This window comes from Providencia sp. Marseille-Q8014 (genome assembly GCF_965112055.1).
In genome coordinates this window covers 136,932-162,373 of the sequence record NZ_CBCOPT010000001.1, presented here as the reverse complement: position 1 = coordinate 162,373, position 25,442 = coordinate 136,932, and the positions used below count along the sequence as shown (strand labels likewise).

19 protein-coding genes and 2 pseudogenes are annotated in these 25,442 nt (G+C 40.4%); 7 read left to right on the top strand and 14 right to left on the bottom strand.

The features are described 5' to 3' along the window. The gene (locus ACWPW6_RS00695) at positions 1 to 1,086 is read right to left on the bottom strand and encodes an HlyD family secretion protein (protein ID WP_163860484.1); all 1,086 of its coding nucleotides are present in this window, start codon (positions 1,084 to 1,086) and stop codon (positions 1 to 3) included. A gap of 128 nt (positions 1,087 to 1,214) precedes the next feature. Here ACWPW6_RS00695 and ACWPW6_RS00690 point away from each other — a divergent pair, with 128 nt between their 5' ends. Then, on the top strand, positions 1,215 to 1,838 hold the full coding sequence (locus ACWPW6_RS00690) for a TetR/AcrR family transcriptional regulator C-terminal domain-containing protein (protein WP_196713929.1): 624 nt from the start codon (positions 1,215 to 1,217) through the stop codon (positions 1,836 to 1,838). A 271-nt stretch (positions 1,839 to 2,109) separates the two neighbouring features. Here ACWPW6_RS00690 and ACWPW6_RS00685 read toward each other — a convergent pair whose 3' ends face one another. From ACWPW6_RS00685 to ACWPW6_RS00640, 10 genes are all read right to left on the bottom strand, one after another. Then, positions 2,110 to 3,111, bottom strand: a complete 1,002-nt coding sequence (locus ACWPW6_RS00685) for a fimbrial protein (protein ID WP_230085797.1) — start codon at positions 3,109 to 3,111, stop codon at positions 2,110 to 2,112. Between the two features lie 13 nt (positions 3,112 to 3,124). Beyond that, a complete protein-coding gene (locus tag ACWPW6_RS00680) occupies positions 3,125 to 3,691 on the bottom strand; it encodes a fimbrial protein (protein ID WP_154635686.1) in 567 nt (188 codons plus the stop codon). A gap of 39 nt (positions 3,692 to 3,730) precedes the next feature. Beyond that, the gene (locus ACWPW6_RS00675; protein ID WP_154622808.1) at positions 3,731 to 4,345 is read right to left on the bottom strand and encodes a fimbrial protein; all 615 of its coding nucleotides are present in this window, start codon (positions 4,343 to 4,345) and stop codon (positions 3,731 to 3,733) included. 10 nt (positions 4,346 to 4,355) lie between these two features. Next, positions 4,356 to 5,105 carry a fimbria/pilus periplasmic chaperone gene (locus ACWPW6_RS00670; protein WP_154622809.1) on the bottom strand — a complete coding sequence of 250 codons (750 nt, stop codon included), beginning with the start codon at positions 5,103 to 5,105 and terminating at the stop codon, positions 4,356 to 4,358. 13 nt (positions 5,106 to 5,118) lie between these two features. Further along, positions 5,119 to 7,650, bottom strand: a complete 2,532-nt coding sequence (locus ACWPW6_RS00665; protein ID WP_154622810.1) for an outer membrane usher protein — start codon at positions 7,648 to 7,650, stop codon at positions 5,119 to 5,121. 28 nt (positions 7,651 to 7,678) lie between these two features. Continuing rightward, positions 7,679 to 8,224: a fimbrial protein gene (locus ACWPW6_RS00660; protein WP_244316460.1), complete on the bottom strand. Its 546-nt coding sequence runs from the start codon at positions 8,222 to 8,224 to the stop codon at positions 7,679 to 7,681. A gap of 66 nt (positions 8,225 to 8,290) precedes the next feature. Beyond that, the gene (locus ACWPW6_RS00655; RefSeq protein WP_154622811.1) at positions 8,291 to 8,854 is read right to left on the bottom strand and encodes a fimbrial protein; all 564 of its coding nucleotides are present in this window, start codon (positions 8,852 to 8,854) and stop codon (positions 8,291 to 8,293) included. A gap of 82 nt (positions 8,855 to 8,936) precedes the next feature. Beyond that, positions 8,937 to 9,326, bottom strand: a complete 390-nt coding sequence (locus tag ACWPW6_RS00650; protein WP_154635685.1) for a helix-turn-helix domain-containing protein — start codon at positions 9,324 to 9,326, stop codon at positions 8,937 to 8,939. Between the two features lie 907 nt (positions 9,327 to 10,233). Continuing rightward, on the bottom strand, positions 10,234 to 10,800 hold the full coding sequence (locus tag ACWPW6_RS00645; protein WP_154622043.1) for a tyrosine-type DNA invertase: 567 nt from the start codon (positions 10,798 to 10,800) through the stop codon (positions 10,234 to 10,236). 731 nt (positions 10,801 to 11,531) lie between these two features. Beyond that, positions 11,532 to 12,338 carry an SDR family NAD(P)-dependent oxidoreductase gene (locus tag ACWPW6_RS00640; RefSeq protein ID WP_272683027.1) on the bottom strand — a complete coding sequence of 269 codons (807 nt, stop codon included), beginning with the start codon at positions 12,336 to 12,338 and terminating at the stop codon, positions 11,532 to 11,534. A 211-nt stretch (positions 12,339 to 12,549) separates the two neighbouring features. On the opposite strand from ACWPW6_RS00640, the gene ACWPW6_RS00635 reads away from it, so the two are divergent. After that, on the top strand, positions 12,550 to 13,695 hold the full coding sequence (locus ACWPW6_RS00635) for an MFS transporter (protein ID WP_249999608.1): 1,146 nt from the start codon (positions 12,550 to 12,552) through the stop codon (positions 13,693 to 13,695). Here the strand turns inward: ACWPW6_RS00635 and ACWPW6_RS00630 are convergent. After that, a complete protein-coding gene (locus ACWPW6_RS00630) occupies positions 13,672 to 15,828 on the bottom strand; it encodes an ATP-binding protein (RefSeq protein WP_272683028.1) in 2,157 nt (718 codons plus the stop codon). The genes ACWPW6_RS00635 and ACWPW6_RS00630 overlap by 24 nt on opposite strands. A 303-nt stretch (positions 15,829 to 16,131) precedes the next feature. Then, positions 16,132 to 16,410: pseudogene (locus ACWPW6_RS00625) on the bottom strand (winged helix-turn-helix domain-containing protein); the annotation flags it as partial. Positions 16,411 to 17,064: 654 nt separating this feature from the next. Here ACWPW6_RS00625 and ACWPW6_RS00620 point away from each other — a divergent pair. From ACWPW6_RS00620 to ACWPW6_RS00605, 4 genes are all read left to right on the top strand, one after another. Beyond that, positions 17,065 to 17,544: a cold-shock protein gene (locus ACWPW6_RS00620; protein WP_249999604.1), complete on the top strand. Its 480-nt coding sequence runs from the start codon at positions 17,065 to 17,067 to the stop codon at positions 17,542 to 17,544. Between the two features lie 43 nt (positions 17,545 to 17,587). Continuing rightward, positions 17,588 to 18,328: a MurR/RpiR family transcriptional regulator gene (locus ACWPW6_RS00615; protein WP_154598569.1), complete on the top strand. Its 741-nt coding sequence runs from the start codon at positions 17,588 to 17,590 to the stop codon at positions 18,326 to 18,328. A gap of 473 nt (positions 18,329 to 18,801) precedes the next feature. Then, entirely contained in the window at positions 18,802 to 20,364 is a 1,563-nt protein-coding gene (locus ACWPW6_RS00610; protein ID WP_454209248.1) for a PTS transporter subunit EIIC, read from the top strand. 14 nt (positions 20,365 to 20,378) lie between these two features. Then, a complete protein-coding gene (locus ACWPW6_RS00605; RefSeq protein ID WP_154623533.1) occupies positions 20,379 to 21,749 on the top strand; it encodes a class-II fumarase/aspartase family protein in 1,371 nt (456 codons plus the stop codon). A gap of 165 nt (positions 21,750 to 21,914) precedes the next feature. On the opposite strand, the pseudogene ACWPW6_RS00600 reads toward ACWPW6_RS00605, so the two are convergent. Continuing rightward, positions 21,915 to 22,381 (bottom strand): annotated as a pseudogene (locus tag ACWPW6_RS00600) (tyrosine-type recombinase/integrase); the annotation flags it as partial. A gap of 300 nt (positions 22,382 to 22,681) precedes the next feature. Here ACWPW6_RS00600 and ACWPW6_RS00595 point away from each other — a divergent pair. Then, entirely contained in the window at positions 22,682 to 25,429 is a 2,748-nt protein-coding gene (locus ACWPW6_RS00595) for a DUF2345 domain-containing protein (RefSeq protein ID WP_249999602.1), read from the top strand. Positions 25,430 to 25,442 lie beyond the last annotated feature (13 nt).

Genomic DNA, 25,442 nt, shown 5'->3' with positions numbered 1-25,442 from the left:
TTACTTTCCTTGCGAATGCATACTCTGCGTATCAATATTCACAACAACTGACATTCCAGGGCGGAGCTTATCTATGTCATTTGATTGCGTTGAGAGAAAACTAATATAAACAGGGATCCGTTGAACCACCTTTGTAAAATTCCCGCTACTATTATCTGCGGGAATTAATGCGGCCTCACCACTACTTTGCGCACCAATATCACGAACAACACCACGAAACTCCATACCGGGAAAAGCATCAATCGCAATAGAAACGGATTGTCCTGACTGAACGTTTTTAAGTTGGGTTTCTTTTAACTGCGCAATGATATAAGGCTTAGAACGAGGTGTCACAGTAACAATTTCCGTACCCGGTGTGACTAAACTGCCTACATTAAGCTTAATTTTATTCAACTGGCCATCGAATGGTGCCACTATCGTGGAATACGAAATTTGCGTCTCTGCTTGTTGATAATTTGCTAATGCAATATCTCGTTCTGCCAGACGGATCTTTTCTTGTTGCATTAATACTAATTTAGATTGTTTGGCTTGCTCCCATTCGGCTTTAGCTGCTTGCTCTAATTTTATTAATCGCTGTAAATCTGATTGAGCATCAAGATGATTTTGAGAGGTTATTGCTCCACTTTTAATTAATTCCTTACGCAACAAAGGACTACGCTGCATTTGTGCCACTTCAATCCCCGCAGCCTTATAGCGGTTTAATAGCTTTTCAATTGTCAGGTCATGCTCTTTAATTTCATCTGCAAGATTCGCAAATTGTTGCTCCGCTTTTATATACTTTGCTTTAGCAATTTTCTGATTCAACAGCTCTTCTTGGTTATTAATTTCAGCAATAACTTCCCCTTGATGAACATATTGATAATCATCGACTAAGATTCGTGAAATATAGCCTGTCATTCTTGACTTTAAGATTGCTGAATCTGATTTAATATACGCATTATTTGATTCTTGATAGCGCTGATTACTTTGCCACCTATTCCAATTGAACGTGGTAATTGCAACTAATATGCCTATACATAACACGCTTATCCACGGTGTTAATCCAAAGATTTTTTTGGAAAATTTTTTAGTTTCCTCAGTCGCCATGTCATCAACCTCAATATGCATACCTACAAGTGGCAAAATAAACTATACTGACAACCTAACAACGTTAGGTTAGATAAATATGTTAGACTAACAATGTTAGGGAATAAAGATATAATTGAGAATTATTTATGAAAAATCAAAAAATCACACGATTACAAGTACTTGAAACAGCACTGCAACTGCTAGAGACCGACGGTATTGATGGATTGACGATGCGTAAACTTGCCGATGCTCTGCATATCAAAGCCGCTTCACTGTATTGGCATTTCAATAACAAACAGTCCTTAGTCGAAGGCATGGCAGACCATATTGTGGCTAATGTCGCGGTGGGTGATCTAAATGAAGGGGATTGGAAGACTAATTTATTAAACATTACCCATCAATTGCGAGACGCTTTGTTACAGCATCGAGATGGCGCGCGAGTTTTCGCTGGAACCTATGTTATTTCAGATAATGTATTACGTATCAATAACGCGTTGATTAAAACCTTTATGCAATCAGGCATGTCAGCAGAAAAAGCAGCAAACTCAACCATGACTATATTTTATTTTATTTTGGGGTGCTGCATAGAACAACAAGCAGCACTCTACTCTCATGATAATGAGATAGATGAAAAACTAAATAAATTCAATGAAATATATAAGAATCAATACCCATACACATGGGCTGCTAAAACCATATTGTTTACCAATAACTATGAGCAACGTTTTCTAGATGGCCTCACACTCATTATTCGCGGCCTAGAAAAATAATCGCAATCACGACTTAACGAGCTGAATATTAGAATCATAATCAGCTCGTTAGCCAATAAAAATTAACCTAAGCGTTTTCTATCCTTACCGATAAAATAATAAATAGGCTGAAATCATGACTAAATCCCCAAACGCTTTTTAAGTCAAAATACCGAGTGCTTTATTTTCACCACTAAAAACACCAGATTAAATTTGAATAAATATTATTCCATCGGAATAACGAGCCGTTATTAAAAGAGATTTTTATTTGATAATAGCCCCTTTTTTATAATTAAGGTGTAGACATGATAATTGTCGCGGCAGAATTAAATTGCCCTTCTGTTAGCTCATTTGGCGATAAATTAGGTTTCTTAACTAACGTAAACATTAGTGTATCTCGGCCACGCCCATTCTCTATTTTTGAATTGAAAGAGCCATTCATCGGCGACACTCGTTGTCCTTGATGGTAAACCTCTACACCTAATCCGCGCATGATAGGACCTTGATTACCGATATCACCCGTTCTAATGAGCAATGCATCAGACGAAAAGGTTGAGGTTTCACCGCTTAAGGTCATTTTTATTGGTGCGGTGAGATTATTATCTTCACAGCTGTATGTGAGCTCAACATTGCGCTGAAAGCGGCTTGCGCTACCAACTGTTGAAATACCCGATGCATTGACCATTTCAAAATCAACAATAATGATTTGGTTATTATTGATATCACAAGTTCCTGTCCCTACCACCACATCATTTCCAGAATAGAAATTCCATCTATAATAGAAATGGTCAATATATTGGTTGCTATTTATAAATGTCGCATATTTATGGAGATCCAATGTCATTAACAGATCACCTTTTCTCACCAATACGGAAGGCGTTGGCCTCACATTTACCTGTAAATATAACTTTATTGGCAGAGGCTCAGTGGCGGTTGTTAAACGGAAAACGGGAATTTCTCGACCACTAAATGGCGCTAAATAATAAGCACCACGTATAACAACGCCGGCTTTTAATTCTGGGTTATTTCTAAATGCAGGACCTAAACTCGCCCCTGTAACATTGAGGTAATCAACGTATGCAGAAGGTGCCTCGTTACGGCAAGTCATGAAATCGCTCACATCCGCAAACTCATTAATTCGATTAGGTACAGCAAAAATATCATTATCAATAGGTACATCATAAATATTCTGTGTTCCGCCACGAAATTCTTGACCACCATTTGTTCTGCATTGAAATGCAAAAATGGAAGGGGAAAATAATGAGGTTACGAGGAGTAATAATAATATTTTCATTTTTACTGATACCCTAATCATAAATTAAACTAAAAACAGCGGTTGCAGTAAAATGGCCAAATGCAATACTTTTATTTTTTATTGCATCAGGTTCTCCTTGCACATTCGCATTAAAACTTAAAATATTCGTACCATTTTCTAAATTGTATGCGGGCGTCATGCTATTAATGGGAATTTTTTTACCGCTATAATCTAAAATTTCAATTGCTATACCTGAAGCCATGCTGGCAGAATCCACTGCCAGCAGCCCCGGTAAATTTGGATCCTCTGTTCCTGTAAATTTGACAGCGACTGTTTTAAAGATACTGTTATCACAGTCATCTAGATGAATATTAAAATTTTCCAGTGGTGTTTTTTGGTTAATATAAAGGTATTTATTGACGATAGTACCAAAGTCCACAATGATATTTTCATCACCGGGTCTCACTGTACAAGCTTCGGCGACAAGTAATCCACGAATCTTAATTTCACCGATTTGACCATTCTTTGCATAATTCGGTGACGAAAAAAAGAATAAACTTAATAGCATTGTGAGTATTATCTTTTTTAATTTATAAAATTTGAAATTTAAGTGATTCATATAAATACCTTCAATGCTATATCAGCCAATTGGGTAAGCTTATTCATAGGTGATTTGAAAAGAAATAACGCTTCTGTACGCACCCGCCTGTAATTTTTCAGCAACTCTAACGGGGGCAACGTAATAAGTTAAAATATTTTGTCCAGACGAAATCAGTTGTGGTTCGCTGTATTCACCAAAAACGATTTCGTTTCCTTTTAGATTGGTGATTTGCAACCCTAGCCCCGTAACACCTTCAACACGGGCAATACTAGGACGAAACGGAACAACGGGAGCAATAAAACGAATTTTCATACCCGGTTGGGAAGTACTCCAAGTAACATTACCTGATTTGTCATCTCTTAGGACGGTTGGCGTTTCGATACAATCCAGTAATTCAATATAAATAGGGGTTTTATGTCCTTGAGCACCAATGACTTTTAATGACGCGGTGTCAATATTACCCAAATCAACCGATTGAAATGCAGAATCCATCGATAAGTGACAAGCACTCTCAGTTAAGGAGCCGTAAACAAAAATTTTTCCATTTGCACCTTCGACATCCCAATTTCCTGCGGTGTTATCAAAAGTATTTTCAGCTACCGCATATATCACCGGTGAAGGAACAATAAAAAATAACCCGAGAAGTAAGGGAAGATTTTTTTGATTAATCATCTTTTCCTCTCTATTTATTTTCAGGCGCAACCTGACAGATATTAGCTTGGCATTTAAATTGCAATTTAGGGCGACCACCATAATCATTGATATAGGTCAGTACAGGGCTCGTCCCTACAGTAGAGCTTGACACACCTAAGTTTTCTTCACTAAACGGAGCGACCATAACGGCTTTAAAGTTTTGATTTACAGGTGAATTCATACGCTCAGCTGCGCCAATAATTGTGATATAAAAAGGCGTTGGGTTTTTAATAATATATTGGTCGCCTTGTTTAATCAGCTGTGTTTTTTCCTGCCAAGGGCTATTCAACATTTCAGTCTCACTGAGCATGATATTTTTAGGACGATAAAATAATTTAATTTTGCTTTGTAAAGCTAATTGCAAAACATTCGGTTTATCACTTTTCGGTGGGATCTCTCTTAAGTTAAAGTAATAAACACTTTCTCTATCTTGAGGTAATTGGCTTATTTCCGGCAGTGCCTCAACACGAACTTGGCTCGATTTTTCAGGCTCAACCCTTTGCACTGGGGGCAATACAGCAAAAGGTGAGTTCACTTTGACCCCTTGAATATTTTCTATCCAGCCTTGTGCTAAATAAGGCAGTTGGTTATTTTTATTGGTAATGGTGATTGAAACGCTTTTTTGATCGCCATTAAAAATAATCCGAGTTCTATCTATAGCAATTGCGGATAAAGCACTTCCGCTAAATAAACTGCTTAATAAAATAGTATTGATATATAATTTAGTTAATTTCTTCATAGCAATCACTCATCTACAGATTATTATCTGTTTCATTACGTTTATTCGATAATGGTTTACAAGGAATAAATAAGCCTTGATTAATTGTTTCTAAGTTCTCAGGAAAATGAATTTCACATTGCGCTTCACCCCCCCAATGAATAATCATCATTTCATTTGGGTTGATACCACTGATGTAGGCATATCCATTATCAGTGACGATTCCTGTTTCTTTTCCTTTTAAATTGGTAACTTGAGCACCAAATGGCGGTACAGAACCGTCAGACATGCGCATTGAGAGCATCATTTTTTCGCCCGATAACACATTAAACTTACGGTAACCAATTGCTCCTTCTGTTAATGTCGCTTGAACAATGGAGTCAGTAATTTCGGCATTATTGGGTAATGCGTTTAAATCGACTTTAACTTTACTGCGGTAATAGCTATTCAGGTCAGGGACAACAACTTTACCGAATGCATTCGATGCAATAGGGATCCCACGATCTGACACGGGAATTTTAGCTACGCCGTCGGTGTCGATCAGTAAGCGAGTGCCGCCAATATTTGATACACGGTGAGTATCAGCACCATTTAAGGTCATGGTGACTCCACCTTGAGCCCCTAACCCAAATGACGTGTAATTGTTGTGAATATAGCTCGCATTCGCGGTTAATTTAGCACTATCTCCATAATAGGTAAGGTAGGTGCTCGCGGTTCCGCCTTTGTTGGTTGAACCTGCACTGACTTGATAATTGGCTCTATCTGACAGCTTGTCATAATAGGTTGCTCGATTAACGGTATCATCCCGCGTTGCTTGTAATGAATAACCTATATTGGCACCATTTCCCCAAGGCATTGATGCTGAGATATAAAGGCCATCATCATTTGTTTCGTTATATTTATTGCGATAAGCTGATAACGAAATATTAATATTTTTCAAGCTTCCCCAATCTAAGGTTTTTGTCACCATGAGGTTGTAGCGATTGCTTTCTGGCTTATCCCAATAGGTTTGATGCGAATAGTTTAAATACGCTGTAATTTTTGATTCCCTAAAATTTTTATTTAAGGAAATCACATACATTTCTTTATTACTGCCTTGACGCTCACCTGAATCTTTAGCCGCTAAAAAATCAGTCACCGTCATAAAACTACGTTCTGAGAAACGGTAACCTGCGAATTGGACTTGGCTATCATAATCATCAAAACGTTTCGAATAGTTTATTCGATAAGAATTACCTGTCAGTTTTTGATGGTTAGGAATATTTGCAATGGAATGCGTAACATCGAAAGACAAGGCGCCAAATGCTAATAAATCTCGCCCTACACCCACGTTAAATGCATTGTAGTCTTGGCTATTTAATGAACCTGCGAATAACGACCAGCCGTTGGTAACCCCCCAAGACATTTCACCACTTGCAAATGTATCGCCATTGACATGGTGATCCATATCTGTAGGACGCCCCATGGCTAATTTATACCGAACGCTGCCTGGGCGGGTTAAATAAGGAATATTAGCCGTTTCAACTTGATATTCTTGAACCGAGCCATCTTGTTCTTCGATGCGAACATCCAGCTTACCTGTCGTCGCATCACTTAAATTTTGGATGCGAAAAGGCCCAGCAGCGACTTGTTCTTGGTAAATAATTCTGCCTTGTTGGCTAACAATGACCGTCGCATTACTTGTCGCAACCCCTGTTATTTCAGGTGCATATCCACGTAAATTAGGTGGGAGCATTAAAATATCAGAGCGTAGACTTATACCTGTAAATCGAAAACTATCAAATAAATCCGTGTTTAAATAATCTTCACCCAAGGTCAATTTTGCTTTGATACTGGTTAATGCTTTATAAATATAAAGTCGGCTCCATTGGAAATTATGCTCACTTTTACTATTTGAGCCAGTTTCTCGTTGAGCATTTCCTTGCCAATCTCCCCTAAAGCGCCATGCGCCAAGGTTTACACCAATAACACCATTTGCCGTCATATTATAGTTGCTATTGTTGTCATGAGGCTTATTAGCTCTTGCGTTAATGTTGTAGTCTAAAATAGCCCCTGAAATCCCTTCATCCCAAAGAGAAGGCGGATCCCAATTCGTGGTTCTATATTCAAGATAGGCTTGAGGAATACTCAAATATAATGTTGAGTCAGATAAATCCCCATGAGCTTTGAAACCGGGTAAGCTGTTTAAATCAAGGCATTCATTATTATGCCACCACGTTATTTTCTTCAAAGCATCCGCCGTTAACCCTAACTGTTGAACTTGTTCTTGAGTAATACACACAAGACTTTCTTCAGGGTCATCCTCAGGTGCATAGAATGAAAATCGTTGCTCAGGCAGAGTTTCTTTATTTAATTGGACTTTTAGCGGATAAGTGCTAGGCATAATATAGCCAGCACGTGAGAATTGCTTAATATCGATGTTTTTTTTGTCTTCTAAATCAAATAATGCCGTATTAAACTGTATGGTATCGGCGGCATATAACTGGGCTGATAATGACCCAAAAGTAATCATTATCATTGTCGTTATTATATTTATTTTGTCTTGTTTAAAAAACATAAAAAACATCCCTAAAACACCAATATAACTTCTAGAATTAATAATAATCGACCTTGAACCTTAATAAGGTTTGGTAATTACCCGCTTTAACAGGATGATAGTTGGTGACTAATTGCATTTGATATTTCAGTATCATTGTGCCGGGAGTCATTCCTAATGCAGGCAATGGCTTTCCTGGTGTAATGGAATATCCGGAGAGATCATGCAATGCCAATTGCACTCCTTTTGCCTCACCCGAAAGGGTGAAAAAACCCCCTTCTGATGGACCATCAAAAGTGACTTCAAATGAATTCCATTCGTTATTCTCTTTTGAGTATTTTTCCCAACGGCAATCAACAAGTTTAATATTGAACTCTTTTATGGGGCCTTTCCCAACTTCACGAATATAGCTTGTTGGAAGTACCCCCATATTAATGGTCTGATCCCTTGACCCGATATCTATTGCGCAGGCAGTATCGACTATTTCGCCGCCCATTGTGACTTTCCCCCATCCATGAGGTGATGCCGCCATTTGTGGCGAAAGAAATAATGTTAGCAGAAATAGGGAAGATACTTTTCTTGGGAAATAGATAAATCCTTTCACTTTAGCCTCTGACTTAATTTGGTGATTAATAGAGGAATACGAAAGTACTCCTCTTTAACTAATCAATTAGTTATAAGTTAAGGTAAAGTTAGTCACACCTTCGAATTTACCTAGGGGGATTTTATCTACTGCAACGTTTGCACCTTGTACGTAAGCGCTATAGCGCAGAATATTATCACCCGCTTGTAATTGATGTTCTTGTGCTGTAGCAACACCCATATCTAATGCAACACCGTTTGTATCAATTAATTGAATACCAACGTTACCAGCGCTAGTTGGGTCCGTTGCATCTAAGCCTGTTACACCTAATAATTTAGGGTTAAACGCAGCACTAGCGCCAGAGAATGTGATGTTGACCTTGTCATTGTAGACTTTGTCTTCTGCATCTTTAGGGAATACGCAGTCTTCCAATTCAATATTGAATTGTTTAGCACTAGAAGTTCCGCCATTTGCTAAAACAGAGTTAGCAATTTGGCCCAACCATACTGTTTGGTCAATAGAGTCAGCGCTAATTGAGCAAGGTGCATCGATAATTTCACCTTTAAAGGTCACTTTACCATGCCCTTGATCAGCGAGTGCTGGAGAAGCGATAGCGGCAGAAACAAGTGCTGCTACAAATACTTTTTTCATTTGAACCTCATTGATATATAACAAAGTGATGGTTACTCAACAATTAAGTGAGCATAGTTAAAACTGTATGTTTTTTTAATAACTACTTACTGTATACAGAATTTAATATAATTTCTGTTTGTCGATTGAAAATATAATGAAAATCATCTTGCTCATCTGAAAAATGTTCATTGTTATGAATAAATGAATTAGCATCAGGATATTCTTCATTTATTTTAGATATTATATTTTCGAAAAACTTACTAGGATGAGTATCTAGATAAAATAAGATTGAAAATAGCATTCCACAATTAATGCTACAGACTCCTCTTTCATATCTAGAAATTTGCTGTTGTGATATCTTTAATTTTTTAGCTAGATCTTTACCACTTAGTCCTTTTTCTTTTCTAAGATGGGATAATTCCAAACCAATTTGTTCAGTTATTATTTTCTGAAAATTATCTATACTGGTTTTTAACTTATTATTTTTCATATCTCACCAATAAAGCTTTATGTAATATGGCTACATAATCAATCCCGCCTAAAAAGCAAATAATTCGATTATCTTGCAATCAATAAACGCAACAAAATAAATCAAAATGTTGCGTAAAATAGGTTTTAGCAAATTTGTTTTATATATTGTATTTTTTAGAATTAAAATCTTTAATTTGCGTATATGTATAGTAAGGATAGATCATTTGACTAGTTATTTTTTTTTGATAAACACACAGCAGTCGGTAACTTTTTGTTGTAGATAACAAATTTATACATTAATTGCTGATAATAGCTAAAAAGTATTATGCAAACAGAATTTTATGCTGTTTGATTTTGGTTAGTCTCAGAATTATACTTATTAAGCATTTTAAACATTTTGATTTATTATGTTGCGTTACCATTTGATTTTAAACGGCATTTGATATACACCATTGATTTATATGCATTGTTTTATTTTATTTATATTTTCATCTTATTTTTTGCTTTATAATTTTATTTTTCAGTTATTTAAATTGCGTAAAATAACAACTTTAGCATTAAACACCGGAAAATATTAAATCAGTTTTTTATGTCTATAAATTATCTTTATATGACAATCTCAATAAGATCATTTGTGTAATTCTTATGTATTTTTATTGATAATATATTGTTAATTTTACAAGTAAGTATAAATACTCATATTTAGAGTATTTAAATGATGATAATTGGTTAAAGAAAAATAAGTAAAATAATTAACTAACCATATTTTAATATAATGTATCTACCGCTCTATTTGAGGAATAGTGATCTCAACTTCTTTATAAAAACACCTCAGCCATAAAGCCAATCAGCTGAATAACTGTGGTGTTCCTGATATTTAATTCATTTTATAATATTGAGCTTTGGTTTCATGCTGACATCGCTCATTAAGCCGTCTCTTGATTAGACCAAATACCACTAAAGCGTTTTTCATTACTTGCGGTATAAATGACAGTATGGGCTATATTTCGGTGGCCTAAATAGTCTTGAATTAATCGAGTATCCCTACCGAGATCAGCTAATGCATATCCACATGCATGTCTTAGCATATGCGGGTGGAGCTTGACAGGAAGTCCTGCGATTTTGCCGTATTGCTCAAATAGACGATAGATTTGATAGCGAGAGATTTGGCTCCCTTTCTGAGAGATAAATAAGCAATCTGAGCCAGAAGTTTTCCAAGAGTCTCTCTCAATTAACCATCTTTCTATCGCGGTAAATTCTTCTGGGATTATCGGTTGAACAGTGGATAGCCCCCCTTTTAATCGCCTGATATAGATAACTTTCTGTATAAAATCAATATCCGACATAGTGATATGAGTAAGCTCGCTAACCCTTAGACCATGTAGGAAACTCATTAATAACAAGCAATAGTCGCGGTTGGGATAGCGACCTTGCTGTGTTGCTTTTAATAGGGAATTCACTTCTGTTCGTGTAATAAATTTACGTTTAGTCATTATGATCTCATTTATACCTCGTTACATTTCGCTATATACCAACAATAAATTAACTAAAAATAATTAATTTTCAGAAAATTAGATATAATATGCCAGAAAAATACGTGATGATACCTGAATACACGTATTTGAGCATGGCGACTTTTTATACTCTTAAATCGGATTAAAAAGCGAAAAAAAGCCAAAAGAATGACGTAATTGAAAGATAAAATATATCTTTTGATTTGGCTTCCAGAGGTAAGCTGATTTATGAGTCAATGTTATCGTGCTGCCCTATTCAAAAACATGTTTGAATAATCTAACCATTGAACATTTTCGGTAGATTGAACCATGACTGGGTATTTAAAAAGGCTTATTAAATAGGTGAAAAAGAGATAAAAAAACGCTTTGGGTCCGCTTTATTCGTATAACTCATGCAGTTTAAGCAGAGCAGACACGGGGGTTTTTCCCCTATCGAAAGTATTTTTTCCTTTACCGACAAAACGATATTTCATCCTCTTATATTGCAGCCATATGATGTAGATGGCTTGAACCCCCTTTCCGGCCATTAGTGAAAGGTTCACAATTAAGGCTTTTTAGTTTGTACACTTTCACCGCTATCCGTCTGTGCTTACTGCTCTTTGACTGGCAAGCTTAGCTTCCTATGCACTTTGTTTGAAAAATCTACCACGCTGGCGAATCCGAAAATACTCATGAATCCACCAGCGTCTGTATAAGAGGCATCCGGCATATTACATAAATCGGTCAGCCCCGCCTGAGGCCTCAATGGTCTGACCGGTAACAAACTGATTCCGATCAGAAAGTAAGAATGCGGTTATTGCCGCAATGTCTTCCGGCAATCCAAAACGGCCTACAGGTGTTTTTTCTTTACCCAGTAATACCATGACCTCCTTATCCGTTTTGTCAGCTAGCTCAGGACGACGATTGCGGACATTCGGCAGCATATTCTGGGCCCAATTATCGGTTGTGACAGCGCCCACCCCCACTGCATTGACCAAAATTCCATTAGGTGCAACACTCAGTGCCAGACTACGGGTCAGGTTATTGATTGCCGCGCTCAGAGCATGCGAAACCGTCAGTTGCGGGTTTGGATAGATCCCACCAATAGAGGAAATATTCACAATCCGTCCCCAGTTTCGGGCCTGCATTCTGGGGATGACGGCCTTACAAAAACGTCGCATTGCAGAAAATTTAGTTTCTGTCATCGACTGCCACTCTTCTTCTGATGTGGTCAGCAGCGTGCCCGCATGGGCTCTTCCTGCATTATTTACGAGCAAATCAATGTGCTGAAAAACACTTTCGGCCTGTTTGACCACCTGCTCAGGCAGTTCAGGATCCGTGACGTCCCCAGCAATAGGCAGAACCGTTACACCGTATTTATCTGCAATTTTTTGTGCTGCTAATATCAATTCCGCTTTTTGTCTAGCAACCATGACCAGATGCACGCCATTCGCCGCCAGCTCTGCGCAAATACTGAAACCAATACCGGTTCGGGCCCCGGTTACTAGAGCCACTTTTCCTGCCAGTTTTAAATCCATTTTCTGCTCCTTACATGATGACCCATGATTAATGTGAACAACATTAGTCGCAAATTTCTGTTTCAGACGCTTGGGGAGCAAAATTCAGACGTCTGAAAAAAGTGATCAAAGAATCGAAGATTGGCATTGCATAGAGTGGACAACATTGAGTTTAGAACGAGGTGTGAACATGTGTCGTGATAGCCACGAGCTTTCTTCAGTCAGGATCCTAATGCTGGCAATTATCTGCTGTATTGTTGTCGCTAATATTTATTTTAATCAATCCGTTTTGAATCTGATTGCCGGCTCTTTTCCTAATGAATGGAAAGCGGTTTCGTTGATCCCCATGGCCACCCAGTTAGGTTATGCAGCTGGCTTGTTCTTACTGATCCCTCTGGGCGATTATATAGAACGTCAACGACTTATCCTGCGTCAGGTACAAGTTCTGTTTCTGGCACTGATCGGCATGATACTGTCTCCAACAGCATCAGTACTGGTGTTTTTTTCCTTCCTGACGGGCGTTGCAGCAACCGTCGCCCAACAAATCGTACCGCTTGCGGCTTCGCTATCGAAAAGTTCATCACGCGGTAAAACGGTGGGCACGGTAATGAGCGGTGTTCTGGCTGGAATTCTCGCGGGACGGGCTATTGGCGGTTTTATCGGTCAGTATTTCGACTGGCGGGGGGTCTTTTTATCGGGCGCGATCATGACACTGCTGGCGATATTTTTCATCGCCCGTATTTTGCCTTCTCAGTCGTTGCCCACCCCGAAATTTAACTACCTCGCGGTACTGCGTTCCTTAAGGCTGCTGTGGAAAAGCGAGCCACTGCTGCGGAATGCCACACTGACACAGGCCCTATTATTTGCTTCCTTCAGTGTGCTATGGACGGCACTGCCTTTCTGGCTAGCTCATCGCTACCATTACGGTGCGGGTATAACGGGATCGCTGGCAGCACTGGGGTTAATCGGAATTCTGTGCGCGCCTCTGGCAGGAAGTGTCAGCGATCGTCAAGGCCCTTTCCGAATGGTTATCTTGGGCGTGGTACTCATGCTGCTGGCTTGGGCTGTTTTCTGGGGCTGGAACAGTATAGCCGGTATGGTGGTGGGGATTCTGTTACTGGATGCGGGAGAACAATGTGTCCTGATCGCCAATCAACACACCATTTATTCTTTGTCCCCCGATGCCCGAAACCGTCTTAATACACTCTTTATGTGCGTCATGTTTATAGGTGGTGCATGCGGCTCACTGACAGCCACCTGGCTATGGGAGAGCACGCATAACTGGACGTTGATCGTTGCTGCTGGGGCGGGGCTGGTGATATTGGGTATGTTAATCGCCATCAGACGCAACACTTCATCCCCCCAGACGAGTACATAGCGCGACCGCATTTCTGATATCTGTCGAGTGTTGAGAATCATCAATATGGCTTAGCACCTCCATGATCAACTGTTTTGCCCCCACGTTGTCACCCGTTTCAGCCTGTAGCATCGCCAGCGAACAAACGATGCGCAAAGCCCACCCATATGCCTGTTGCTGGTGTGCTTTATTCAGTGCCAGTTCCAGTTGCTGGCGCTGGGCGTAGATAGGTAAGTGTGTGGCGGCAAGACGTATCAGTTCGGGCGTACACCAATTTTCATGCGGGGTTTGCTGTAACAGTCTGGTATCCATTTCTGATAATAAAGGGGAGTACTGCCAGTCCAATCCCATAGCACGCAGCGAGTTAAACAATGTCGTTTGCTTGATAGCGGGATGGCTGAACTGCTCAGCCCAATGGAGAAACAACTCACCGTAGGTTTTCCAAAAATAGAGATCGTGCTTTTCTGCCAGTTCAATAAGCCAGATAGCGGCCTTTCTTACCCAACGTGGATTACGATCCAGCGCGGCTGTCATGCAGGCACCTTCGGCCAGTGCACAGCACAGCGAACAAATATGTTGCAAACGTGCCGCTTTTTTCACTGCTCGCCATGCCACCTGCTTAGCGGCTCTATACTCCCCCTGTACCCAGAGTACACGGGATAAAAATGCCTCACCGGCGGTTTCCTGATCGAGTCCAAAACGGAAAGTGTGACCGGAACCGTCAATGGCAAACCTGTCCAGAGATTGTTGCAGATAATCGCGACCGAGAGCATGCTGACCCAAAAAATGCCAAGATACCCCCAAGATTCGCAACCCTGTAGCCAGCGCGTTAGTATCATTAATCGTTCGCGCAAGCATGCACATTGACTGCGCATGGTGAAGCGATTGATCCAGTTTTCCGGTTCGCAAGTTATACAACCATAGTCCGTAGTAAGCCTGTAAGCGGATCTCGTTATCGTCGAGTTGTTCTGCAAGGGTCAGCGCCGTTTGCCAAGTGAGGCAAGTTTCAGGAGTAGGCCCTTTTGCCCAAGTAGACGCTTTGCCCGCTGCTGCGTTGAGATTCATTCTCTGCTGTAATGTTAAAACGCCCTGCAAAGGCGCTTCACCGAGCAACGGATAAATATAACGCTGGCATTCATTATAAAGTGAATATTCAATCCAGAACGGCGTCATGGCCTGTAATATCTCAAGCCCTTTTGCTTGATCAGCCCCTTCAGTTAAGGTGCGCTGCAAAACACTGCGTAAATCATTAAGGACAGAGTCATAACGTGCTCGCCACTGTTTCGTTGGCAGCTTATACCAATCAAGCTGAGCTTGCTCCGCTTGGCGATGGCAATAATCAGCAAGTTGAGCGGCAAGCCTTGGGTATTCGCCTTGCTGCCTGAGTTTATCGCAAGCGAACTGCCGGAGTGTTTCCAGTAAACGAAAACGGGTAACGGGTACCTGAGTACTGACCTGAATCAGTGACAAGGAGAGTAATCGTTGGAGATCGTCGACAATCTGCCAACCATTTTCTTCAGGGGACTGCAAGAAGTCGATAACCGCATTTACCGTGAACATATCGGTAAAAATCCCCAAAGAGCAGAATAATTTCTGTTCACGTGGATTGAGTAATTGATAAGTCCACTCCAGCGTAGTCTTGATTTTTTGATGTCGGGATACCCGAACGCTTTGCCTGTTACTCAGAAGCTGAAAACGATCCTCCAAACAATGATAAATCTCACTGACGCTCATAATGGGCAACCGAGAGGCAGCAAGTTCAATTGCGAGGGGGAGCCCGTCAAGATGACGGCATAATTCACCTATCACAGAGAGTTCCGCATTTGACGGATGGAAATCAAATCGCTGGGCCTGAGCCCGTTCAATAAACAGGCGGACGCTGGGAAACAGCAGCAAACGTTGAAAATCGGTCTCTTCTTTTTCCGGAACCTGAAGTGGCGGTAAGAGGTACTGTTGCTCACCTGCCATCTCTGTTGCCACCTGACTGGTAAGCAACATAGTAATATTCGGTGCCGCATTCAGTAGCAGGGCAATCACCGGTTTTAATTCTTTAATCACATGTTCGCCATTATCAATCATCAGCAGGCATTCGCGTCGAGCAAGCTGGTGAGATAAATCATGGTCGTTATGAATAGCAGCCAATGGTAGATGCAAGGCCTGCGAGAAAACAGAGAGAAGACTGGAGGCGTCGGTGATGTGTGCCAGTTCAGCCACACACACACCATCGGGATACTCTGTGCGGACCCGATTAACGACTTCCCATGCAAGACGTGTCTTACCCACGCCGCCTAGACCCGTGATGGTGACCAGAGGATGCTGACGCATTAAGGCGCTGACCGCCTGTACAGCTTGGTCACGCCCTAAAATTGATGTCAGGAAGGGGAAAACAACGGGAGATTTTCTGGCTGGCTCTGGCAATATTACTGGAGGTCTGGATGAAAGATTAAAGCGGTATCCGGAACCAAATTCGGTCGTTAGAAGATGACGATCACGGCCAAGCACGCGGCGAATTGCGGAAATTTGCGCCTGAAGATTATTTTCCTCAACAATTTCATTACCCCATACCTGAGTAAGCAACCTGTCTTTACTGACGACTTCACCTTCTGCACTGACCAAAACAACCAGCACATCAAAGGCTCTAGCAGAAATTTTAACCGGTTTACCACGATGCAGTAGGATCCTCAATTGAGGCCAAATTTGCCACTCAGCGAAGCGGATTTCATCGGTAGCTTTCATGGTGTCACTCTCTTCTGTCGGGATCCTCTGTTGCAGGTCAGCGGTAGTATAAAATCAGGGGCAACGTGTCACATAGCGCTGGAGTTAATTCAGCAATAATAACATGGGTGATTTTTCATCACACTCAGGTGAGTTATATAAAGCACAATAACATTGAATAGAACCATATAGAGAGACAATCTCCACATTTGGCACAACGTGGACTTTCATGATTAAGCTGATATTAAATCAAATAACAAAACAGCTACTTTTTCATTAGCCTCTTTTCAGTCAATCTTGCAGTGCCGTAATATTCACCCTGCCCCTTTCGCTTCTTCTAACTAACGTCAGCCAAGGTTCTGAGTAACACCGAATTTGTTGATCGTCTTGGTAGAGAGGCTCTATTTCAGTATGGTATTGTAGGGCAATAAGGGTATCGATAATTGTGAAGATTTCACGGCCTAATCGAAGTATGAGGATGGATATGCTCGTCTTACTTCACGTTGCTGTGTTTTGTTAAGCGATGGTAATACATTGATTTGTGACTCAGCTGCACCTCGAATTATTTAGCTTAAAATAACTAATTTTTAGGTAACAAGCTAAATTAAAGGCATAGTTTGCACTCTCATTGTGCTTTATACTGCAAGCTGTAATGACATCATTAAATAGGCGGTAATGGCGATGAATGGAAAAATCACAACGTGGTTTGAAGATAAAGGTTTTGGGTTTATCAAAGATGAAAACGGCGATAACCGCTATTTTCATGTGATTAAGGTCGCCAATCCTGATTTGATTAAGAAAAATGCAGCGGTCACCTTTGAGCCAACAACAAATAATAAAGGGTTATCGGCTTACGCTGTTAAAGTGATACCTGAAAGCAAGTATATTTATATTGCTGGTGAACGTATTAAGCTGACATCTATTAAGTCTTATAAGGTTTACAGTGAAGAAGTCCCTGCTGACACAGGAATTAATAAAGAAAATACCGTATTATCTGTAGGTGCTTTAATGAATAGTATTAGGCCAAAATCAGAGGTTAAAGCGGGTGATATGCGCTCATTAAAAAAATTGGCGATCACCACGTTACATGGCACAACGCTGATCTTCTCAGAAGATGAAATAGATATTGATGAAACGGTAAAATTGATTAAGTAACCGGTTTTTGATGCTGTTTTTATACTGAATAGGGCGGTAAGGTATGTTGGAATTTTTAAAAAATTACGATAACTTAACAATTAGCGAAAAAAAAGTCTTAAAATATCTTACCGATAATATTACTGATATCCCTTATTTAAATATTAATGAATTAGTGGCTAAAACCTTTGTCTCAAAAACGGTGATCATTAACTTATCGCAAAAATTAGGGTTTAGTGGTTTTAAAGAGCTTAAATTTCAAATTAATAATTATATTCTCAGCAAGAATAAAACAGAAAAAATAACCCCGTCATCTTATAAAAAACAACTAGAAAGAAACATTAATAAAAGTTTTACATTGATCAATGAGGAGCAAATTGCTAATTGTGCCAAAACGTTGCGTCATTCTAGGAACATTTTTATTGTTGCTAGGGGAACAAGTAAAGCGGTAGGTTTTTATCTTGAACATATGCTGTTTGCACTGGGACTTCATTGCTTTTTTATTAATGATTACAACCTCTCTGATTCATTCACACGCTTAGTGACCAAGGACGATACAGTGATTTTTATCTCTCTGTCTGGGGGAACAAAAAAAATCATTGAAACCGCGAAGATTGTGCAGTTAAAAGAGGCAAATATCATTAGTATGACTGCATTTCATACCAATGAGCTTACTAGCTATGCAGATAATACTCTATTTTGTTTTTCAGATAGTTATGACACGAAGATCGATGATACTAAATCCAGAACCGGCTTTTTTATTTTAGTTGACTTATTGATCAATGAATTAGAGTATTTGCTTTAAAATAAGCTGCACTTGTCATATTTCAAAATATCCTGCTTTTCGTTAAAATATAGTGACTACGTTGATTTGTTACTTATCGACATCTCGAATTGCTAAAGTATTAATAAAGTTAAACGAAAATTTTTTCATCTACAGAAGTTGCCTATGTGTTTTTTATTATATCCACTTAACTTAAATAATTTTAACCATTATTTAATCTGAGCAACAATATTATCCCTAGACTATTTAAAGTAAATTTTTTTCATATTGTAAAAAATAAAATGACCTAGGTCATAATTAATGACCTAAGATAATATTTAAAACCGCAACATCATTTATTTTACTCGATCTCCGATGCTAGTATCCCTTTTATACTCGTCATACTTCTAGTTGCAGCGTTTTCTAAGCACATAGCGATTTTTTTTGCTTGTCGCTTAACTGCATCTCGAATTATTTAGAATATATTTCATATTCGAAGTCATAAGGAAAAAAATATGGCCAAAAGAAAGTTTGGTGAATCAATTCAACGTTTTGGGAGAACCTTACTTCTTCCAATCGGTGTTTTGGCGCCCATTGGTATGATTTTGGGTATCAGCGGTGCTTTAGTTCAGACCTACATGATAGCTCGGTTTCCTTTTCTGGGGAATGAGACCGTTAATGCGTTATTAGTCAGTATTCGTTCAATTGCAGGTGTTATTTTTGACAACATCCCGCTCCTTTTCGCAATGGGGGTGGCTTATGGCATGAGCTTAAAAGATAAAGGCATTGCTGTTTTTGCCTCTGTCGTTGGCTACCTAACATTAATCATAATCATAACCATTAATGTCTGGCTAGTACTGACAGGTAAGCTTGCTGATCCTGCCATTATGACTCAGGTTGGACAAATTAAGGTGTTAGGCATACAAACCATGAATATTAGCGCCGCAGGCGGGATAATCACTGGATTAATTGCTGCTTGGGCGACCGATAAATTCTATAACCTTGAGTTACCGACTGCATTTGCCTTCTTCTCAGGTAAAAAATCTGTCTCGATTATTATGATTGGTTTAATGATCGCAGTGGGTGCTGTCTTACCTTTTATTTGGGAAATTTTGGTTCTTGGCTTGATGAAATTATCCGCCGTGATCCTCAGCCCTGTCGGACCATTCTTTACTGCGGGTGGTGAACGACTCTTTATTCCATTTGGCTTACACCATGTTTGGAACGTTTTATTTAGATTTACAGAAGCAGGTGGTTCTTACGTTATTGATGGACAGACGTTTGTCGGTGTTGTTCCTGCCATGACGGAAGTGTTATTCAAACAAGGACCAAACAGTGAATACTGGGCGATGATGCCAAGCCTGACTCGTTTTATGGCTCAACAGCAGATGTTAGTGACCTTGTTCTTATTCCCTGCTATTGCCTTAGCCATCTATAAGACATCCAAAAAAGAGAACCGTGCTGAAGTTAAATCAATGCTGGTGACCATGGTCTTAACAGCCATGTTAGGTAACGTGACCGAACCATTAGAATTTACCTTCGTCTTTATCGCACCTCTTTTATATTTAGTTTATGCAATCATTGTTGGTATTGGTGCAGTTTTACTCTCTTTAGCAGGTGTTGCAATCGGCTATATCCGAGGAACGGTGTTTGACTTTACTATCTTTGGCTTGCTGTATGAACACACGAACTGGATCTTCTTAGTTATTATTGGAAGCTGTTTAGCTGTTGTAACTTACTTTATCTTCTACTGGGCGATCATCAAATTTGATATCAAAACACCAGGCAGAGAAGAATCAAGTAATTTGAAAAATACCTTAATTAAAGAAAAACGCTATGGCGAGATTGCAGAAAAACTGATTAACGCTTTAGGCGGTAAACAAAATATTCGTAATGTTGATAACTGTATTACCCGTATGCGTATTGACGTCGCAGAAGTGAATCAAATTGATAAAGAGTTAATGTTGGAATCTGGTTGTACTGCATTCTTCTTCCCATCGGCAAACCATGTCCATGTTGTCTATGGTCCAAAAGTTGAGTTTGTTCGTAATGCTGTTGATGAAGCAATGAAGAAATAAAGAAGGGATACAAAATGAGAGCGTTATACGATTCTAAAAGTAAAACGATTGATGACCGTGGAATAAAAGACCTGTTATCGAATGAAGCCAAATATTCAACTTGGTTAATGTTTGAATCAATGCTAGCTCAGGCTCAGGCCGAACTTGGTTTTATTCCTCAATCAGCAGCGGATGAAATTAAAGAAAAAGCCGTCATCGAAAATATTGATTTCGAAGAAATGAACCGTATTTATCAAAAAATCGGTCATGGCTTTGTACCTTTTTTAAAAGTACTGGTAAATGCTTGTTCCGAAGAGAGCGGTAAATATATCCATTATGGAATTACCACGCAGAATATACAGCAAAGTTCACAGCTGTATATGATGAAGACGGTACATCATAAGTTTATGTTGCTGTTAGGCGAGATCATTGAAAACTTATCTAATTTAGCATTGAAAACCAAATCGATGGTAATGCCAGGAAGAACTCATGGCCGCCATGCGATCCCGATTACCTATGGATATAAGGTTTCTGTCTGGATCAGTGATTTCATTGATTGTTATCAACGCATGCAAGAATGTGAAAAGCGTGTATTTACTATCATGATGGGTGGTGCTGTTGGGGCATTTAACTCAATGCCGGGTGTCGGCTTAAAGGTACAAAAAAGAGTTGCCGAGTTAGTGGGCATGGAAGCGATGGAAGTACCATCAAGAAACCTTAGTACCCATAAATTAGAATATATGGCTAACTTAGCGTTGATGGCTAACATCTGTCATAAGATTGGTGAAGAAGTTTATAGCACAACATTGGAAGAAATCGCTGAGGTTTCTGAAGGGTTTACTAAAGGCACCGTGGGTAGCAGTACCATGCCACATAAAATTAACCCTAAATTAGCCAAAGGGATCATTGCTAACTCACAGAAATTGTATTCCTTGCCAAGTGTGGGTATGTACTCTGCGGTAAGACCATATGAAGGGGATAGCAGTTCATACATGCTGTTTGATGGCCTAATTGAAGAAGCATTAGAGCTCACTACGGAGATCTTGTTGAGAACCGAAGAGCTGTCTAGAACTATTGTGCCTCATGAAGAAAGAATGCTACATAACGCCCTCAGAAATAAAGGATTAGATAATACTGAATACGTTATGATGAAAATGGCTGAAAAATTGGGTAAAGATAAAGCTCACTCACTACTCTATGACGAAGCGATTAAAACCGCTGCTGATGGTGAGGATTTTTATACGAACTTAACTAAGAATGAGATCATTTCAGCCACATTTAGCAATGATGAAATCAAAGAAATGTTAGACCCTCGAGCTTACATTGGTTTGTCTGTTGAAATTGCCGAGAAAGAAGCAAAACGTGGGTTTGCGACTGTGCAAAAGATTCAACAACATTATAAATAAACCATAATGTTAAGAATAAATAATATATTAAATATTATTTGCAATCTCTAATAAATATGGTCGTCTTTATATCCATAAGTAAAGACGACCAATCATGACTTAAAACTCACACTGGCCACATTATCCAAACTTCCCTCCAACTCCCCCCATGTAGTCGGCATACCACTACATCATTTCCCTGCACCTTTTCATATACTAAGCGTGATTATACATACCACGGATCGCATTCTTATCGATATATGCAAGCTAGGTTTCAATCCATGCTGAATGAAATCCCTTTTCATGCAGAATCGTACTCATTGTGTCGGGAAGCCGTACCCTGTTAGCCTTTCTTTATATCCCAGCAACTCAATAACCTGATTCACGCTTTCTTTGCTGATCGGCTTTCTATGGTCGTTACGACCTATAAATACGAGTTCATAATGTCCTGATAACGGCTTAAGTGAATTAAATAGCTCGATCGGCTGTTTTGATAACGGTACAACATGCGCTCGCTTCATTTTCATGACTTCAGCAGGTATCTCCCAAATCTCTTTTTCTAAATCAATATCCTGCCAATGGGCAAAGCGGAGTTCTTGCGGTCGAACAGCCGTTAGCAAAATAATTTTAGTCGCAGTTTTGGTGATCACATTATCAGAACTGGCTAACTCGCTTCACTCTCATTTTTCTGGTTACACCAAATGAAAGTGAAGTCCGAGTCTATCAAATACTGTATTTGAAAATGAGTCGCTCATAATAAAGTTTATTCATGAAAAACATCAGTCATTTCAGATTAATCTTTTTTATGTCGAATTCATCAAATTATTTTATATTTAGTTTGTTATTTGCCTACCCTTAATGTTAGCTTAAGTTAAATATCTCACATTTGATTTGGCAGCGCTTGAAGTTTGGTTATCCAGCGTAGGCCATGAAAAGCCTCAAAAGGACATTCAATGAGCCTGGTGGATACAGTTAAACGCACGTTTCAATCTCATAATCGTTATCACTTAAAAATACAAGATTGCCAATTTACGCTGGATGTTGAGCACTTCATCGGTCGAGAAGCGATTAGTGAAACTTACCGTTATCAAATTACCTTTACTTCCACCGAGAAAAACCTGCAAGCGCAACAATTTCTTCGTCGTACAGCCCATTTTACTTTTTCATCTCCCACCATCCCATTGACGGCTTTAAATACACTGGATGAACCACAAAAGCATATTCATGGAGTGGTCACCCATTTTAAACGGCTTTCCGGTTCAGCGGATGAAGCACAATACCAAATTGTGATTGAGCCATTCGTATCGCTACTACGCCATCAAATGCGCTCTCACCGCTTTTTCCTCAATAAATCGGTGCCGGATGTCATTGACCTCATTTTACGTGAGCATGACATGAAAGGCTGGGAGTTTGAGTTTCATTTGCAACGCCAATACCCCAAGCGAGAGCAAATTAACCAAATCAATGAGAGTGATTGGCAGTTTATTGAACGTTTACTCAGTGAAGTGGGGATTTTCTACTCCTTCAGTTTGCAGCCGGATACCAAAACCGAAGTTATTCATTTTGGGGATAGCCAGCGTGCCTATGTGTATGACCTCAAGCTGCCCCTCAATAGCCCATCAGGGATGAATGACAATGGCGTGGAAAGTGTGTGGGAGTTATCACTATGCCACCAAGTGGTGGAACGCAGTGTGACCACCAAAGATTATAATCACCGCCAAGCGATGCAAACCTTGCAATCCATTGAAACGGACATGACGCGAGGTGAAGGGGATGACATCAACTACGGGGATGTGTATCACTATAAACCCCGCCACCTTGAGCGCGGTGAGAAATACCAACCCGAGACCGAAACCGCCCATTTTTGGTCACGGCTAGACCATGAACGCTTTCTCGCACGTCAAACACTGCTGCGAGGCAAAAGCAATTCACCACGCTTAACGCCGTTGATGATTTTTAAAGTCATCGATAGCCAGTTGCCGTCAACCTTACCCACGGATTTTCAATCCGAAATTTTAATCACGCGATTACGCTTTTCAGGCAGTCGCAGCAGCGCGTTAGTGATTCAGTTTGATGCCGCGCCGTACACCGAAGCATTGTGTTGGCGACCGACCTTGAAGCCGCACCCTGTAATTGCAGGGACTTTGATGGCGCGCATTACCAGTGCCAAATCTCATGATATTTACGCTCATCAAAATGAGCACGGGTTTTATTGGGTCAAATTCGATGCCGACCGTGATGAAAAACCCACGGGATATGAAAGCATGCCCGTGCGGCTAGCAAAACCCTATGCGGGCGATACCTACGGGATGCACTTCCCATTAATTCAAGGGACTGAAGTTGCAGTCGCGTTCCATGAGGGCGACCCGGATAGACCGTATATCGCCCATGCGTTGCATGATTCCCACCGCCCCGACCACATCACTGACAAAAACAATACCCGCAACGTCATTCGTACTCCGGCGAATAATAAGCTTCGCATGGAAGATAAGCGCGGGGAAGAGCACATCAAGCTCAGCACGGAATACGGCGGTAAATCGCAACTCAATTTAGGGCATCTGGTTAATCAAGGGCGTGAAAAGCGCGGTGATGGCTTTGAGCTGCGAACCGACAGCTGGGGGGCGATACGTGCGGGGAAAGGGCTGTTTATCAGCACCGATTTACGCACTAAAGCCTCTTCAGAACAACTGGATATGCGCGAAGCCAAGCAACAACTGGATATGCGCGAAGCCAAGCAACAACTGGATGATGCGTTGAACCTAGTGAGCTCCCTACGGGAAGCAGCCGAAGTCGCAAAAGCAGAGCTGGCCGATTTAAACGCCCAGCAAACCTTACTCACCCAATCGATTCAAGAACTGCAACAAGCGGCGCTATTACTCAGTGCGCCCGCGGGTATCGCATTAACCTCCCCCAAGACCGTACAGGCGAGCAGCGGTGAAAATATCACCTTGACCGCCCATAAACAGGCCGATATCTCAGTCGGTAAAAAAATCACCTTAGCAGCAGGCAAAGCCATCAGCTTGTTTGCTCACACCCTAGGAATCAAAGCCTTTACCGCGAAAGGCAGGGTAGAAATCCAAGCGCAAAGCGATGAAATGCATTTGACCTCACTCAAGGACATGACGGTCACCAGTACCGGCGGCAAAACGGTCGTCGCGGCTAAAGACGAGCTATTGCTGACCTGCGGTGGCGCGTATATTCGTTTAAAAGGCGGGCAAATTGAGTACGGCAGCCCCAGTAATCAAACGGTGAAAGCGACCAACTGGGTGGTTGAAGGCCCTGCGTCTATGGATGTCACCCATCCACAATTTCCACAATCAATGCCAAAACAAACCTTGCGTTTTCAACTGAGTGCATCACCGCAGAGTGCGATGATGAGCCGTGCGTTTGAGCCCTATACACTCTATGCCAATGGCGCACTATTGACGCAAGGCGTCACGGATGAACATGGCAATATTCAGATTGAGCATGATGTTTCGATAGCAAAATACCGTGTTGAACTGATGGATGGTGAAAATTTTGATATTCACCTACAGCCAGAAAAGGATGAGCCTGATGAAGAGGATGTGGCCCAACAAGGGTTTAGAGTGATTGAACCACCACTGAACATGATGGATAAAAGCGAAGCTGGATTACCGCATAAAAGTGTCTTCCATCGGCTTTTAAATCCGCTACTCAATCCCGATGACACCACAAAATAAGGAACGTATTGTG

Bases quoted from the DNA above. Each gene is read 5' to 3' on its own strand.
- ACWPW6_RS00695 (WP_163860484.1), bottom strand. From the start codon at position 1,086: ATGGCGACTGAGGAAACTAAAAAATTTTCCAAAAAAATCTTTGGATTA.
- ACWPW6_RS00690 (WP_196713929.1), top strand. From the start codon at position 1,215: ATGAAAAATCAAAAAATCACACGATTACAAGTACTTGAAACAGCACTG.
- ACWPW6_RS00685 (WP_230085797.1), bottom strand. From the start codon at position 3,111: ATGAAAATATTATTATTACTCCTCGTAACCTCATTATTTTCCCCTTCC.
- ACWPW6_RS00680 (WP_154635686.1), bottom strand. From the start codon at position 3,691: ATGAATCACTTAAATTTCAAATTTTATAAATTAAAAAAGATAATACTC.
- ACWPW6_RS00675 (WP_154622808.1), bottom strand. From the start codon at position 4,345: ATGATTAATCAAAAAAATCTTCCCTTACTTCTCGGGTTATTTTTTATT.
- ACWPW6_RS00670 (WP_154622809.1), bottom strand. From the start codon at position 5,105: ATGAAGAAATTAACTAAATTATATATCAATACTATTTTATTAAGCAGT.
- ACWPW6_RS00665 (WP_154622810.1), bottom strand. From the start codon at position 7,650: ATGTTTTTTATGTTTTTTAAACAAGACAAAATAAATATAATAACGACA.
- ACWPW6_RS00655 (WP_154622811.1), bottom strand. From the start codon at position 8,854: ATGAAAAAAGTATTTGTAGCAGCACTTGTTTCTGCCGCTATCGCTTCT.
- ACWPW6_RS00650 (WP_154635685.1), bottom strand. From the start codon at position 9,326: ATGAAAAATAATAAGTTAAAAACCAGTATAGATAATTTTCAGAAAATA.
- ACWPW6_RS00645 (WP_154622043.1), bottom strand. From the start codon at position 10,800: ATGACTAAACGTAAATTTATTACACGAACAGAAGTGAATTCCCTATTA.
- ACWPW6_RS00640 (WP_272683027.1), bottom strand. From the start codon at position 12,338: ATGGATTTAAAACTGGCAGGAAAAGTGGCTCTAGTAACCGGGGCCCGA.
- ACWPW6_RS00635 (WP_249999608.1), top strand. From the start codon at position 12,550: ATGCTGGCAATTATCTGCTGTATTGTTGTCGCTAATATTTATTTTAAT.
- ACWPW6_RS00620 (WP_249999604.1), top strand. From the start codon at position 17,065: ATGGCGATGAATGGAAAAATCACAACGTGGTTTGAAGATAAAGGTTTT.
- ACWPW6_RS00615 (WP_154598569.1), top strand. From the start codon at position 17,588: ATGTTGGAATTTTTAAAAAATTACGATAACTTAACAATTAGCGAAAAA.
- ACWPW6_RS00610 (WP_454209248.1), top strand. From the start codon at position 18,802: ATGGCCAAAAGAAAGTTTGGTGAATCAATTCAACGTTTTGGGAGAACC.
- ACWPW6_RS00605 (WP_154623533.1), top strand. From the start codon at position 20,379: ATGAGAGCGTTATACGATTCTAAAAGTAAAACGATTGATGACCGTGGA.
- ACWPW6_RS00595 (WP_249999602.1), top strand. From the start codon at position 22,682: ATGAGCCTGGTGGATACAGTTAAACGCACGTTTCAATCTCATAATCGT.